Below are 13936 nucleotides of genomic sequence, written 5' to 3' on the forward strand. Positions count from 1 at the left end.
GCGCAGCGGTAGTTCAGTCGGTTAGAATACCGGCCTGTCACGCCGGGGGTCGCGGGTTCGAGTCCCGTCCGCTGCGCCATATTTGCTTCCATTACGGCCCACTGAACGCCTGGAAGCCACGGAAATAGCGGCCTTGAGCCGCTTTTTTCGTTTTCTGAATTCCACTGGAATCCATCTCCAGCCACGGTTTTTAAGTCACTATGGTGAATCAGACCACCCGTGCGGTGCGGCTGACGGGCGTACAGGGCTTGTTCCAGTGCATCGAGCACGAAGTCGGTCTTCATGCGGGTACTGACTCGCCAGCCGACGATGCGCCGCGCAAAGACGTCAACCACAAAGGCCACGTACAGCCAGCCCTACCAGGTCGAGACATAGGTTAAATCCGACACCCACAGTTGGTTCGGACGATCGGCATGGAACTGACGCTGGACATGATCCAGCGGACAGAGCGACCTGTCGCCGGCCACCGTTGTCCGCACATCCTGCCCACGCCTTATGCCCTGCAGTCGAGCTCCACGCATCAACTGCTCCACCGTGCACCTGGCGATCTCAATACCTTCTCGGCGCAGCTGTTTCCTAATCTTCACCGTACCATAGCACTGCCTGTTGGTGTCCCATACGCGCTGGACCTTCAGGCTCAAGGCCTCATCGCGCTAAGCACGGCAACAACGCCGTTGCGGGTTAAGAAGTTGGGCCGCATGCCTGCGGTAACCGGACGGGGCGATCTGCAAGATGCGACAGATCGGCTCGACCCCTAGACGGTCACGGTACTGATCGACAAATGCCCTCAGAACTTGGTGCGGCGGTCGAGCTCCGCCTGGGCAAAATACGCGCTGGCCAGACGCAGGATCTCGTTGGCTTGACGCAGCTCGCGGTTCTCGCGTTCCAGGGCCTTGATGCGCTCGCGCTCCTCGCTGGTCTGACCAGGGCGCCGTCCTGCGTCGGTCTGATGGCGACGAATCCAGCCATGCAGGGTTTGCGCTACACAGCCAATCTTCGGGGCAATGGCCTCAATGGCCGCCCACTCGGACGGGTAATCGTTCAGGTGCTCCAGAACCATTCGCACAGCACGTTCACGGACTTCAGGGGAGTAGGTCGTCGTCTTTTTCATGGCCTCATCTTCTCAAGCGTTGAGGCCTCCACGAAACGCGGTGCGATTCAGTCCGAGTTTGTTGCAGTCAATTCAGAAACGATATTCTGCTGTCAAACGCGCAGTTCTCCCGTCCTTGACACCCATCCAGGTCGTTGCGGTGCTGTAAGAGTAAATGTCACGGTCAAACACGTTTTTAACGCCCAGGTTCAATGACCAGTCCTTCTGATGGTAGAAAACCGAGAGATCGGTTTGCGCATAACCACTGACGTCGTAGTAGGTACTGGTGCGGTAGCCGCTGACCATGTCACTCGCGGCGGTAACACCAATCCCTGCGCCCAGGCCTTTCAGGCGACCCGTCTGCAATTCATAGGATGTCCAGATATTGGCTGAGTTTTTCGGCTGTCCGGTCACCTTGTTCGTCTGGCCGTTGACCTCGGACGGATCGCTGAACTTCGAATAGGTGTAGCTGGCGGTCAGGTTCCAGCCAGGAAGGATTTCGCCGTTCAGGTCCAGGTCGAAACCTTTACTGTGCCTGCCTTCAGAGCCAATGTACTGCCCGGTCAGGTCTGACAGCGGCACGTTGGTCTGTTCGATATCGAACAATGCGGTGGTGATGGTAAAGCGATCATCCAGCAGGCTGAACTTGAGGCCGACCTCCTTGGATTTGCTGCTGCTGGGCGCTAAGGCATTACCGAATCTGTCGATGTTGTAGCTGCCGGAAAAACCATGCATGAGGTTAGCGTAGGCAGTGATTTCCGGGGTCAGATCGTAAGCGATACCGTAGTTGGGTACCCATTTGGTCTGTCGGAACGATGATGAACCCGAACCTACGATGTTGTTCTGGTTCTCCCACACCGACTCCTTGCCGGCGAACAGCAGGTGCAGTTTTTCCAGAATAGTGATCTGGTCCTGAATGATCAGCCCGCGCTGGATATTGCGGCTGTCGTAGCTTTTGTCCCTGGCCGTCGGGATGTGCGGGTAATCAAGGCTGCTTTTATCCAGGACGTTGCCATCGGCATTGATAGCGCCATCGGCGAACTCGTATTGGGTGTTATTGCTGTGCATATAGTCAACGCCCAACAGCAGTTCTTGCTTGACCGGCCCGGTATTGAAAGTGCCGCGCACGTCGTTCTGCGTGCTCCAGTAGCGAGTGGTGTCCACTGAGGAGAATTGGTGGGCGATCTGTTGGCCGTCGGGAAGGATCGCGTAGGGCTCGTTGATCTTGAAGCTCATTTTGGTATCGCCATAGGTCGCCTTGCTGTTGAAGGTCCACCCATCGACCAGGTCCTGGGACAGCTCGTAGTAGCCTGTTTTCGATACCCCGGAAATGTGATCGTCCTTGTCGCCCATGCGGTAAGTCGAGAGTTTGCGGATTTTTTGCAAGGTAGTGTCGTAGTAAGTTCCCGCCAGGCCTTGGGCAGTGCGGGTATCACTGAACTCGGCACCGACCTTGATGCGCGTCGAGTCGCCTTTCCAAGCAATGACCGGCGCCACGAAATCGGCCCGCGAGCCGTTGTAATCGGGGTAGGTTTCGCTGGAGCGGGTGCGGGCGACGTTGAGCCTATAACTCCAGGCCCTGTCGTCGGTCAAGGCGCCGCCCAGGTCGATGGCGGTCTTGTATTCCCCACGATCAGTTACTTCGCCGCGAATCACGTGCAAGGGATCGGTCACCGGAGCCTTGCGGATGATGTTGATCGTGCCGCCGGGCGAAGAACTGCCTGACATCACCGCTGCCGGGCCCTTGATGACTTCCAGCCCTTCGACCCCATCAATCGGGGTGGACGGTATTACCAGGCCGTTGCGAGTCTCCGGGGTGGTCACGCCATCGGTGGACGTCTGGGTGACTTCATAGCCGCGAATGAAATACACCGAATTGCCACGGTTGCCCTTTTGATCGACCACCCCAGCGGCATTACGCAAGGCATCTTCGACGCTGGTGGCCTGACGATCGGCGATAACTTTGTGGGTGATGCTTTTCACCGATTGCGGGGTTTCCTGCAGTGCAGTGCTGGTACGCAAGGCGCTGCTGGACTCGCTGGCGGTGTAGTCGTCATCCGCCGTGCTTTGGACGTCAATCGCCGGCAGGACTGCGGCATCCGCATCCACCGGATTACTCAAAACGGCAGGCGGCGCTTCGACCACCAGATTACCGTTGGCTGCGAGGCTTGAGCGCAGCGGGGTAGCCGCCAGCGCCGCCGCCAAGGCCTGGGCAGCGCTGAGGTTGCCGCTGATGGCAGGCGAGCGATAAGCGCTGATGTCGGTCAGGCGTAATTCAATGGTCGCGCCGCTTTGCTGGCTGATACGGCTCAGCGTCTGCTGCAAGGTATCGGCGGGCAGGTCATAGCGCGTTTGTTGGGCAATAGGTGCTGTTGCAGGCGCCGCGAGCACTGCAGGAATAAAGCTCACGCTGCTCAAGGCCAGAGAGATGCCAAGTGCCAGCGGTAACGGTCGAATCGTCCTGAAACCGGATAAGTTTTCCACGTGTAACTCCCCCCTTCGAATCACTAGAAAGTCGTCCTGCCGCGCCTTGCAGTTGTTTCTAATGTGCAATCAGAATCGAAAAGTGACAGTGGGGGTTCGATGTTTTTTTGCCCACGCGGATCAATGTTTTCAGGCGGTGCCGCCGACTACTAAACCGTCGATTTTCAGCGTCGGCTGACCGACCCCGACCGGCACGCTCTGGCCAGCCTTGCCGCATATCGCCAGACCGCGATCCAGGGCCAGATCGTTGCCCACCATGCTGATTTGCCGCAGGGTCTGCGGACCGCTGCCCGTCAGCGTTGCGCCGCGGATAGGCGTGGTCAGGCGGCCGTCTTCGATCAACCACGCCAGGGCGCTCTGGAAGCTGAACTGGCCGCTGACGATGTCCACCTGGCCGCTGCCCAGATCGGCCAGATACACGCCATGTTTGACCGAGGCGATGATCTCCTCTGCGGCGTAGGGGCCGGGCTGCATGAAGGTGTTGGTCATTCGGGGCATTGGCAGGTGGGCATAGGACTGTCGCCGTCCGTTGCCGGTGACCTTTTGCCCCATCAGGCGGGCGTTGAGGTCATCGTGCATGTAGCTTCGCAGAACGCCGTTTTCGATCAGGGTGGTGCGCTGTCCTGGCTCACCTTCATCGTCGATATTCAGCGAACCGCGGGCGCCGGGCACTGTCGCGTCATCGACAATCGTCACCCCGGGAGCCGCCACCGTCTTGTCCATCTGCGATGCATAGACCGAACTGCCGACGCGATTGAAGTCGCCTTCAAAACCATGGCCCATTGCTTCGTGCAAGAGCATGCCTGGCCACCCGCTGGCGAGCACCACGGGAAGCTGCCCGGAAGGCGCCTGGATGGCATCCAGATTAGTCAGTGCGCTATCGACCACACGACGGACCTCAGCTTCAACCAATGACATCTCGATGTGCTCGAAACCGTTGCGTCCACCCATACCGCCGCTGGCTGTTTCGCGACGGCCGTTGTGTTCGACCACCACCCACATATGCAGCATCAGCAGCGGGCGCACGTCGGCGGCCAGACGGCCGTCGTGACGCATCACCATCATCACTTCGTGGGTCAGTTCCAGCGTCGCGCCTGCACGGCTGACCCGTGGATCGAGCGCGCACGCCAGTTGCTCGATGCGTTCAAGCAGCGCCACTTTGGCCGCGGACGCTAATACGGGTAGCGGGTCGTCGGTGCCGTAGCTTGAGTGCATCAATGCGCGTGGCTCGGGTATTGCCACTCGGGCATTGCGGCCTTTGCCGGCGATGCTGCGCACCGACAACGCGGCTTTCTGCAGTTGCTCGCGGGTGATCTGTTGCGAATAAGCAAAGGCGCTTTGGTCCAGTTCGCTGGCGCGCAGGCCGAAGCCGTGATCGACACTGAAGGTGCCACCGGTCACCTGACTGTTTTCCAGTGACCAGCTTTCTCTGCGTCGGGATTGCAGGTACAGATCGGCGAAATCGACCTGATGCTCCATGACCTGATCCAGGGTATTGCGCAAATCATTAAGGTCTACACCATAGGGTGCCAGCAGTCGTTCACAGGCAATCGTCAGCCGAATATCAGTCATTGGAGTTCTCCGCGAGCGCTCAGCGCCCACCTATCTGCATGTGTGCGATCAACACCGAACCGCTGCTGAAATGGCCTCGGGTGACAACGTCGTTACCCACCGCAAGGATGTCGCCAAGCAGGCTGTTCAAGTTGCCGGCAATGGTGATACCGGTCACGGCATGAGTGATCACGCCGTTCTCGACCCAGAAGCCCTTGGCGCTGCGTGAGTAGTCGCCGTTGATCAGGTGCGTACCTTCGCCCGCCAGTTCGGCGACCAGCAGGCCGCGGTCCAGCTGCGCGAGCATGGCAGGCCAGTCATCGCTGTCGCGGGTGAGTTGGCTATGCAAGCTGAGGTTATAAGGCCCATTGGCGTTGCCAGTGGAAGGCAGACCCAGGCGCCGACCGCTGTAGGTCGACAGGAAGTACCCCTGCAACTGTCCGTGTTCGACCACCCTACGGCGCTGGCCACTCAGTCCGTCACTGTCGAACGGAGCGCTGCCCAGGCCAGCCAGTTGGAAAGGATCTTCGCTCAGGCTCAAGTGCTCGGCCATCACCTGGCTGCCCAAACGGTCGCGTAAGTAGCTGCCATGGGTGTACAGCGCACGACCGCTGGCAGCGTTGGCAAAATCCATCAGCAGACTGATCGCCATGTCGGGATCGAACAGCACCCGATAGCGCCCTGTGCACAGCGGCTGCTCATCCAGATAGGCCAGCGCTTTGCTCGCCGCTCGGGCGCCAATCTGCTCGGGCATTTGCAGGCGCTCGCTGTAGCGTTCGTGGCTGCGCCAATGGCTCAGATGGCGGCGCTGTCCGTCGCTGGCCAACGCGTTGGCGCTCAGTGCGTGGCTCGATTGCGCATAACCATGGGCAAAACCGCGGCTGTTCGCGAGAAAGCTGCACGCCTCATACGCACTGACAAAAGCGCCGTCGCTCTGCACCTGCGGGCCTTGGTCGCTGATACCTTGCTCGATGCGCGCGGCCAGTGCTTGAGCCTCCTCAGCCGAAACGGCCCATGGGTGATGCAATTGCAGGTCGAGCGGTGCCTGAGTCATCAGGCTCGCATCAGGCAGCCCGGCGCAGTGATCTTGTGCTGTGTGAGCGGCAATATCACACGCGGCGCGGGCCATGTCGGCGAGGCTGGCGGCGCTGAAGTCGGTCGAATGCGTAGTGCCCTGACGCTGCCCGCGGTACACCGTCAGGCTGACACTGTTGTGGCCCTCGGCGCGGCGTGCGCGCAAGCGGCCCTGACGCAGATTGAGGCTCAGACCGTGACCGCTGGACAGCAGCACCTGGGCATCACTGGCGCCACTTTGGCGGGCGTAGTCCAACAGTTGTTCAGCCGCGGCCGCAAGCTGCGCCGGAGCTTGTTCGAGTGAGGTCGACATGTGAGCGTCCTGAGCCATTACGCAGGCAGATAGAGGGGAGCGTTGGCCAACAAGTCCGCCAGCACCGAGACATAACGTTGCTGGGCAAGCTTGCTGTTTTCGCCATAGTTCGCGTGGAACGCCTGCTCCTTGGCCATGAACCCAGCATTCTCGGCCTGCCAGCGTTGACGATGGGCCTCGAGCTGCTCGCCACTGAACCCTCCCAGCGCTCGCTCATGCGTCTCGAACCAATGGTTGCGCAGACCAGGCATGGCGCGCTCCTGGTCGCTCCAGCCGAACGCGCTCATCAACAGATGGAAATTGCATCTGCCAGCGATGGCGAACAACTCGCTCCAGGCCTGGGCATCCTCAATGGCTGGCAGGGGCGACAGATTGGCGAGCAATTGCGCAAGCATGCCAGGCAGTTCGCGGTAGGGATCCTGTTGCGGGTTACACAACGCCTGTGAGGCGCTGCGCAGTGTTGCCCACACTGAAGCCGCCACGGCCTGACCGGCGAGTGTTTGGTCGCACAAGCTGATCCACTGTAGGCGCAGGGCGTCCAGCTCAGGCTCAGCCAGCAACGCTGTCCAGTCATGCAACGGATCGCTCAACCAGTAACGAAGTAGGCGCGCAGGCACCTGGCACACATCGGCATCGACCCGTAAACCGTCAAACAGACTCGCCACCTGGTGCTCTTCGCAGGCATTGACGAAGTCCAGTGCTGGCGCCAGATGGATCGGCAGGCCGCTCAGCCGTTCGAATACCTGCAGGCTTTCACTGTGTACCAACGCCGCACACAGAGTGCCTTGCCCGTCGACCCAAAACGGCGCCCTGGCGGCTTTCACATCGCCGTTTTCAGCCTGCTGCTTGAGCCGGGTGACAAGGAACTCACGCAGTTGCGTGTCACCGTAAAAGGCCCCCCAAGCTTGCACTGCGCGCCCGGCGGCGGGATTGGCAGGCAGCGCCGCACCGCTGCCGCCCAGCCACTCGCGCAACCTGACCAGCGACTGAGCCCCTGAAAGCCGAGCCAGTTCGTGACTGCCTTTGAGCAGAATCAAGGTTGGAATGCCACGCACGGCAAAACGCTCACGCACGGCCGGAAAGACATCGACATCAATCTTCAACACCGTCAGGTGTTCGCCCACTTCTTCAGCCAGGCGTTCCAGGGTCGGCGTCATTGCCCGGCAGGGCGCACACCATGGCGCCCAGAGGTCTAGCAGGATCTGTTCAGAGCCCGTCAAATACTCATTCAGCGAGTCTTCGGAAACAGTGATGACTGAGTGGGACATGGGTATCTCCAGAGGTGAATCAATGGTCGTCAGCGCGAGCCAGGTCGAGGTGATAAGGATGGAAGGCCTCAAGGGCCTTGCGGTGCGCAACGCTGACGATGGCGCTGTCGGATAGCTGTCCTACCAGCGCTTGATAGAGCTTCGCTTCGGTGTCTGAATCCAGCGCGCTGGTGGCCTCATCGAGGAAAACGAACTCGGGGCGATGCAGCAGCACGCGGCCGATGGCCAGGCGTTGCTGTTCGCCACCCGACAGCACTTGCTGCCAGCGGTCGCTGCTCGACAAGGCATCGCGTCGGTCGCCCAGGCAGCAGTCTTCGAGCACTTGCTGGCACTGGGCGTCGGTGAATTGCTCGGGGTCGGCGGGATAGCACAGCGCTGCTTTGAGGGTGCCTGCCGGGATATAGCTGCGCTGCGGCACGAACAGGCTGCGTTCGGGCAAGTTGATGTGGCCGCTGCCGTAAGGCCATAGCCCGGCGCAGGCGCGCAGCAGGGTGCTCTTGCCACATCCAGAAGGGCCATGCACCAACCAGCGTTCACCGGCGCTCACCTGCCATGCTTTCAGGTAGGTCAGCGGCTGATGGTGCGGTGTATGCAAGGTCAAGGCGCTGCAGCGCAGCAGGGCGCATGGCGCAGTACTGAGGCTTATCCCTGGCACTTGCTTATCAGCCTTGTCGATCGACCAGAGCAGGTCGCGCAAGCGGTTGGTCCAGGCCATCCACTGGGTAAAGTTCTGGTACGCCTGCTGGAAGAACGACAGGCTACCGACCAACATGCCGTAGGCACCGATCAGGCGCACCATGTCGCCGTAGCTGATCTTGCCGCTTAGTAACAGCGGCAGTGCAAGCAAGGTTGGCAGCAGGCTAAAGACATGCGAGAACAAGCTCTGTCCGAGCATCACCTTAAAGGTGCGCACCAGTATCTGCAGGGTATTGGCGCGTACTCGGCCAAACCGTTCTTGCAGGCGTTCACCCTCGTGTCGGCCACCTTGATAAAACGCAATCTGCTCGGCATTTTCGCGCACTTGCATACCGGCGAATCGGAAATCCGCCTCCGCCGTTTGCTTATGGTTGTTCAGTCCGATCAGCTGCTTGCCCAGCCAATGGGTGACTGCCAGTTGGGCAAAGGAATAGCCGTAGGCGGCTAAGACCATGTAGCCGGGGATGGCCACGTCGACGCCTTGTACGCTGAACGCCAGGTTGCCCGACAGCGACCAGAGTACGGCGGTGTAGGACACCGTGCTCACTACAACGCTGACAATATTGATGAACAAGCGCAGGGTGCTGTCGACGAACTCGCGGGTGTCTTCAGCGATACGCTGGTCGGCGTTGCTCAGCAGCCCGTCGCGCTCCAGCTGGTAGTAGGCCAGGTGCGCGGTCCAGCGCTCAATCAGGCGATGGGTCAGCCAGGTCCGCCAGCGCAGTTGCAGGTAGTCCTGGAGGATGGTCGAGGTGATGGGCAACAGCACCGTGATCAGGCCGTAGCCGAACGTCAGCGCCAGCAATGGCTTAAGGGCTGACCAGTCCAGTTTGATCAATGCGTCGGTGACTTTGCCGTGTACATCATTGAGGGCGATGTAGGCGTAAATGGTGGTGAAGCTGATGGTCAACACGACGGCCAGCATCGCCAGTGCTTTCCAGCGATCGGCGCTGCACCAGTAAGGCAGTATCAACCCGGCAATGCTTGGGCGCTTTGCAGGGGAAGGGGTCTTGTCGCTCACCGACGGTTATCCGCTTTAGATGATTTGCCCTATTTGTGCAATCAGCCGGGGAAAGTGACAGTGCAGTAGAAGATTATTTTCCGTCGGGATGGGCGACGCTGCGACATTGCGCCAAGCCCTTAGCCACATACTGACGGACCATGCTGGCGGAGACGCCCAGGCGTTGGCCGATTTCGGCATACGTCAGGCCCTCGAGCTGGCTGAGGTAGAAGGCCTGTCGAGCCCTGTCGGAGAGCCCCTCAAGGGCGGCCTCAACCGCATCCAGTTCGCCGAGCAGCAGTTGCCTTCGCTCCGGTGAATCGGCCTGGCGATCGGGGCGTTGTGCCAGGTAGTAAAGGTGCGAGCGTTCCTGGTCACGTCGGCGACGGACTTCATAGACCACGCGGCTGGCGATGGTCATCAGCATCGCCCGGGGTTCACGCACCTCGTCAAGATGAGGCAAGGCGGCGAGTTGGGTGAAGGTTTCACTGGCAACGTCTTCGGCGTTTTCGCCGCAGCCCAAGCGATAACGCAGCTTGTGCGTCAACCATTGGTAGTCGCTGCGAAACACATCATCAAGCAGTTCTGACGTGTCCATTACTTGTTCGGCCATGCCTGCCATACCCGCGCTCAGGTGAAGTTTCCAAGGCGTGAATGCAAGAGCGAGGCCAGAGCCGGTATCGTCTGCGATAAGCGCCGAACAGCCTGCACATCAGGCCGCTGCGCACAGTACCAAGCGTAGTCATATTGTAGAAATATCATTTGGTTAGGCCGATATAACAGTCTGAACGTCACACGGAGGAAGGTGTGCCTGCGGCCTCTAGCTGAGTGACCAGAATGGCTCGCAGTCGCGCATTGATGGACGTGAACGCACTGTCTGCGTTCTGGAAGAAATATTGTTCCTTGGCGATGTAGTCGAGGTCCTTGGGCAGTTGCGCCCATTCCTCTTGAGCAACGCGCAGGGTGGCGTCGTTGAATTTGCCGCCGGGCTCCTGTTTCTCTCGCTCGGTGAACCACTGGAACAGTTCGACTTCCTTGGCGAAATCGGCTGCCCTCCAGCCAAAAGCGAACTGCGCGACCATGAACTTGCTATGCACCCCGGCACCCACCGTGAGGTTGAGCCAGGTGCCGAACTCACTCGACGACGGGGGCGGGCAGAGGCTGTGGAATATCTCCAGCAGACTGTTCTGGATTGTACGCAGCGCCATGCCCGGCTGGGTCAGGGCGTTGGCCCGGGCAGCAAGGGGCTGCCAGTCGACCGCGCCCGGATCCGAAAGCCATTGCTCGCAGGCGTGTAGCCAGTCCAGGCGAAGCTGATCGACCTCAGGGTCATCGATCAGCTCTGGCCAGCGGTTGGCCGGGTCGAGAAACCAGCCGTGCAGCACGCGCAACGCAACGTGCTCGGTGTTGAGCCCTGCGCGCAACGCGGTGGCGATCTGATCGACCTCTGCCAGCGTTCGCACCGCTGCCCATTCCAGCATCAGCCCCAACGAATACGGCAGGCCGGTGATACGCTCGAACACCTGCGGATCGGCGCTATGCACCAATGCCGCACTGGTAGTGCCTTTGCCAGCCCGCCAGTAGGGGCGACGGGACACTTCCAGTTGACCGGCCCTGGCGTGCCAGCGCAGACGATTGAGCAGAAACTCGGCCAGTTGCGGATCGCCATGGAAGGCGTTCCAGGACGTTTTCGACTCAGGGGAAGGGGGGGCTGCATCGGTCATGGGGACTCCGTTTCGGATGACCGGATCATCGTGTCAGGTGGTCGGGGCGACGGCGAACAGGCCGCAGGCGGGGAGGATAGCACGGGAGTTTAAAGCTGACACAGGTGGCCATCCGCGCCACGAAATCGCCTGAAAAATGGCCGGGCGATGGTGTTATCGCCGCGCCCTTCCTCGGCGATGACACCCGCTCAAGGCGCCGTCACCGCTTGGGTGACAAAGTCAATCTTCGACAGGCCGCCACCTTGCGCCGCCGCCAGCAAGTGGGCGACGCGGTCGTAGCGCACCTCCTTGTCGGCATACACCCGTAAGGTCGGCACCGGCAGCAGTTGCGCGCTTTCGGCCACCCTTTGCTGAAGCTGCTGGTCGTTCAGAGGTTCCTTGTTCCAGAGGATGCTGCCATCGGCGGTGATTGAGATATCCACCACAACGTCCTCTTGCACCGTGCTCTGAGTGTCGCCGCGTGGCAGATCGACCTTCACGGCATGGGTGATAACCGGCAGGGTGATGATGAAGATGATCAATAACACCAACATCACATCGATCAACGGGGTCATGTTGATATCGGTAAGGAGGTCGTCGTCATTGTCAAAAGCAGAACCGGACATACTCATGACTTGACCGCGCCTCCCATGGCTGTGCGAGTCAACGGCTGGCTGTTTTCCGCAGCCTTGTGCAGTGATGTCTCACTGATGTTGACGCGGGCACCGGTCAGGAAGAACGCATGCAGGTCATGGGCGAAACGGTTGAGTTGATGGATCACCGCCTTGTTGCGCCGGGCCAGGGCGTTATAACCGAGCACTGCCGGGATAGCGACGAACAAACCGAAGGCCGTCATGATCAGCGACTCGCCGACGGGCCCGGCGACCTGTGCCAGCGACGCGTCGCCGCTGATACCGATCACCTTCAGCGCGTGGTAGATGCCCCACACCGTCCCGAACAAGCCAACGAAGGGCGCAGTGCTACCGATTGACGCAAGAATCGCCAGCCCCGATTGCATACGAGCGACACGATCGTCCAGCACGTCCTTGAGGCAGCGGGTCAGCCAGTCACTGAGATCAAACTGGGTGTGCAGCTCAGAGCTGCGCTGAAAGCGATGCGAGTCGGCGGCATGACCGGCGATGGACAACTCCACGAACGGATTGTCCTGTGGGGAGCCGAGGGCCTCGACACCCTCCTGAAAGCTATTGGCGTGCCAGAAACGGCTCCTCGCGCGCTGAGTCATGCTGCGCAAACGCAGTAACTGGAAGGTCTTGACCACAATCACGCTCCACGACAGCAACGACATGATCAGCAAGATCACGGCGATGCTGCGCGACACGCCATCAGCCTGGGCCCAGGCGTAACTCATACCTAATTCCTGCATCTTCGATTACCTCTGAAACAGTGAGTGCTAGCGGGTTAAACGGAAACTGACCGGTTGCAGAGCGCGCACAGCCACGGCATGGCCATTTTCGATATAAGGCGCACAGGACGCGCCCAGCACAGCCTGCCGCGCCGCCGCATCGAGATCGGCATTACCGGCGCTACGGGCAATCTCAGCCTGATCGATCCTGCCTTGGGCATTAACCACCAGCCGGATCAACGTCTCGCCTTCGATTTTCAAGCGCTTGGCCTTGCGTGGGTATTCGGGGGCCGGGACTCGGCAACCAATGGTGTTGACGTCTTTCGGCGCGGCTGCGGGCAATTGCAGGGTTTTTCCCGGACTCTCGGCGGGCGGGGCAGTGACCGGCGCAGCAGGCGAGACTGCGGGCGCCTGGCCCGCGGGTTGCGTTGGCGCCGGCGTGTGAGGCGCGACCGGCGCACGGGGTGGCTTGGCTGGCATAGGCGGTTTCGGCGCAGCCAGCTTTGTCGGTTTCGGCGGCGCTGCAGCCACCGTGCGCTCGGCTGCTTCGCTGGTCATGACCTGCGGCGCAGGCGGTGTCGGCGCCACAGGCGCAGCCTCGGCCACGGGAGGCAGTTGTGGAGTGGGCGCTGCGATCATCGTTACTCGCACGCTGGCCGGTGCCGCGGGGGCACTAAGCAGCTCGATTCGTTTGGTCGAAGGGCTCATGAGCATCGCCAGTATCAGTAGGCAATGGGCGGCCACAGCGGATAAACCGCCCGCTATCCAAAGCTGGAGGTGGTGGGGCTTGGGCGTGGCACAGGGCGCTTGTGCGACCCAGGACGATGGCGCTGAATGATTGCCCAAACGAACTTTCAGGCTGGTCATATTGGATTCTCATGCAGTGGCTGGCCGACGTGGGTCTTTCATTGAGCTATGTGCAATGAGCGTCAAAAAGTGACAGTAATTAATGTGTTTTTTATGCTGCGACTGAAGCTGTCGCGCTCCACGGCGCTGTTGATGGGTTGTTGGGTGTTGAACCCGCAGCTTGTCGCTTTCCAACGCCGAATCACCGATCAGGTCACCGGGATCGCGAGATTGAGCACGGGATGTTAGTGCCAGCGAAGAATTGACCCGGCTACCGAAATTGTACTGACCCGGGCTCCTACCCTGTGAACCACCACCAGTGCTTGCTTTCTGCCGATTGGGGTTGGGTCAACATGGTATCGGCCACTGGGTTAATTCGGCGTCAGCGCCAACATCTATGGGCAAGGCGGTGGCGCGAGCGCTACGCCCGTGGCGATGTGATTGTCGTGCGCTACGCGGATGACAGTGTGGTGGGGTTCAGGACGAAAGTGCAGGCTGAGCCGAAGGCGCTCGGGTGTTTACAAGTGGGCGATGGGACGGCTGTTGCT

The 13936-nt window shown here is 60.4% G+C and carries 10 protein-coding genes, 1 tRNA gene, 1 pseudogene and 1 other annotated feature; of the genes and pseudogenes, 1 reads left to right on the forward strand and 11 read right to left on the reverse strand.

From position 1 onward, the window contains the following. Positions 1-2: 2 nt before the first annotated feature. Positions 3-79 (forward strand) — tRNA-Asp (locus CE491_RS10105). A gap of 115 nt (positions 80-194) precedes the next feature. On the opposite strand, the pseudogene CE491_RS10110 reads toward CE491_RS10105, so the two are convergent. The 11 genes and pseudogenes from CE491_RS10110 to CE491_RS10160 all read right to left on the reverse strand — a co-directional run. Then, positions 195-1111: pseudogene (locus tag CE491_RS10110) on the reverse strand (IS3 family transposase); the annotation flags it as partial. Next, positions 717-833, reverse strand: a sequence feature (AL1L pseudoknot). It overlaps the preceding pseudogene by 117 nt. Positions 1112-1183: 72 nt before the next feature. Continuing rightward, positions 1184-3574, reverse strand: a complete 2391-nt coding sequence (locus CE491_RS10115; protein ID WP_199885050.1) for a TonB-dependent siderophore receptor — start codon at positions 3572-3574, stop codon at positions 1184-1186. Between the two features lie 129 nt (positions 3575-3703). Beyond that, entirely contained in the window at positions 3704-5146 is a 1443-nt protein-coding gene (gene tldD, locus CE491_RS10120; protein WP_110948221.1) for a metalloprotease TldD, read from the reverse strand. Positions 5147-5165: 19 nt separating this feature from the next. Then, the gene (locus CE491_RS10125; protein WP_199885051.1) at positions 5166-6512 is read right to left on the reverse strand and encodes a TldD/PmbA family protein; all 1347 of its coding nucleotides are present in this window, start codon (positions 6510-6512) and stop codon (positions 5166-5168) included. Positions 6513-6529: 17 nt separating this feature from the next. Further along, positions 6530-7780 (reverse strand): thioredoxin family protein, encoded by a 1251-nt coding sequence (locus tag CE491_RS10130; protein ID WP_110948223.1) that lies wholly within the window; start codon positions 7778-7780, stop codon positions 6530-6532. Between the two features lie 19 nt (positions 7781-7799). Beyond that, positions 7800-9497: an ABC transporter ATP-binding protein/permease gene (locus CE491_RS10135; protein ID WP_199885052.1), complete on the reverse strand. Its 1698-nt coding sequence runs from the start codon at positions 9495-9497 to the stop codon at positions 7800-7802. Positions 9498-9570: 73 nt separating this feature from the next. After that, entirely contained in the window at positions 9571-10089 is a 519-nt protein-coding gene (locus CE491_RS10140; protein WP_110948287.1) for a sigma-70 family RNA polymerase sigma factor, read from the reverse strand. Positions 10090-10267: 178 nt separating this feature from the next. Then, positions 10268-11200 (reverse strand): hypothetical protein, encoded by a 933-nt coding sequence (locus CE491_RS10145; protein WP_110948225.1) that lies wholly within the window; start codon positions 11198-11200, stop codon positions 10268-10270. Between the two features lie 188 nt (positions 11201-11388). Next, entirely contained in the window at positions 11389-11811 is a 423-nt protein-coding gene (locus CE491_RS10150) for an ExbD/TolR family protein (RefSeq protein WP_110948226.1), read from the reverse strand. Continuing rightward, positions 11808-12548: a MotA/TolQ/ExbB proton channel family protein gene (locus CE491_RS10155; RefSeq protein WP_234407567.1), complete on the reverse strand. Its 741-nt coding sequence runs from the start codon at positions 12546-12548 to the stop codon at positions 11808-11810. Before CE491_RS10155 ends, CE491_RS10150 begins: the two co-directional genes overlap by 4 nt. Before the next feature lie 42 nt (positions 12549-12590). Beyond that, the gene (locus tag CE491_RS10160; RefSeq protein ID WP_199885053.1) at positions 12591-13250 is read right to left on the reverse strand and encodes an energy transducer TonB; all 660 of its coding nucleotides are present in this window, start codon (positions 13248-13250) and stop codon (positions 12591-12593) included. Positions 13251-13936: the final 686 nt, after the last annotated feature.

The organism is Pseudomonas bohemica, from assembly GCF_002934685.1.
GTDB lineage: Bacteria > Pseudomonadota > Gammaproteobacteria > Pseudomonadales > Pseudomonadaceae > Aquipseudomonas > Aquipseudomonas bohemica.

What these genes read in the sequence shown, in the direction of transcription:
- CE491_RS10130 (WP_110948223.1), bottom strand. Translation starts at nt 7,780, where the DNA reads ATGTCCCACTCAGTCATCACTGTTTCCGAAGACTCGCTGAATGAGTAT.
- tldD (WP_110948221.1), bottom strand. Translation starts at nt 5,146, where the DNA reads ATGACTGATATTCGGCTGACGATTGCCTGTGAACGACTGCTGGCACCC.
- CE491_RS10160 (WP_199885053.1), bottom strand. Translation starts at nt 13,250, where the DNA reads ATGAGCCCTTCGACCAAACGAATCGAGCTGCTTAGTGCCCCCGCGGCA.
- CE491_RS10140 (WP_110948287.1), bottom strand. Translation starts at nt 10,089, where the DNA reads ATGGCCGAACAAGTAATGGACACGTCAGAACTGCTTGATGATGTGTTT.
- CE491_RS10155 (WP_234407567.1), bottom strand. Translation starts at nt 12,548, where the DNA reads ATGAGTTACGCCTGGGCCCAGGCTGATGGCGTGTCGCGCAGCATCGCC.
- CE491_RS10150 (WP_110948226.1), bottom strand. Translation starts at nt 11,811, where the DNA reads ATGAGTATGTCCGGTTCTGCTTTTGACAATGACGACGACCTCCTTACC.
- CE491_RS10125 (WP_199885051.1), bottom strand. Translation starts at nt 6,512, where the DNA reads ATGTCGACCTCACTCGAACAAGCTCCGGCGCAGCTTGCGGCCGCGGCT.
- CE491_RS10145 (WP_110948225.1), bottom strand. Translation starts at nt 11,200, where the DNA reads ATGACCGATGCAGCCCCCCCTTCCCCTGAGTCGAAAACGTCCTGGAAC.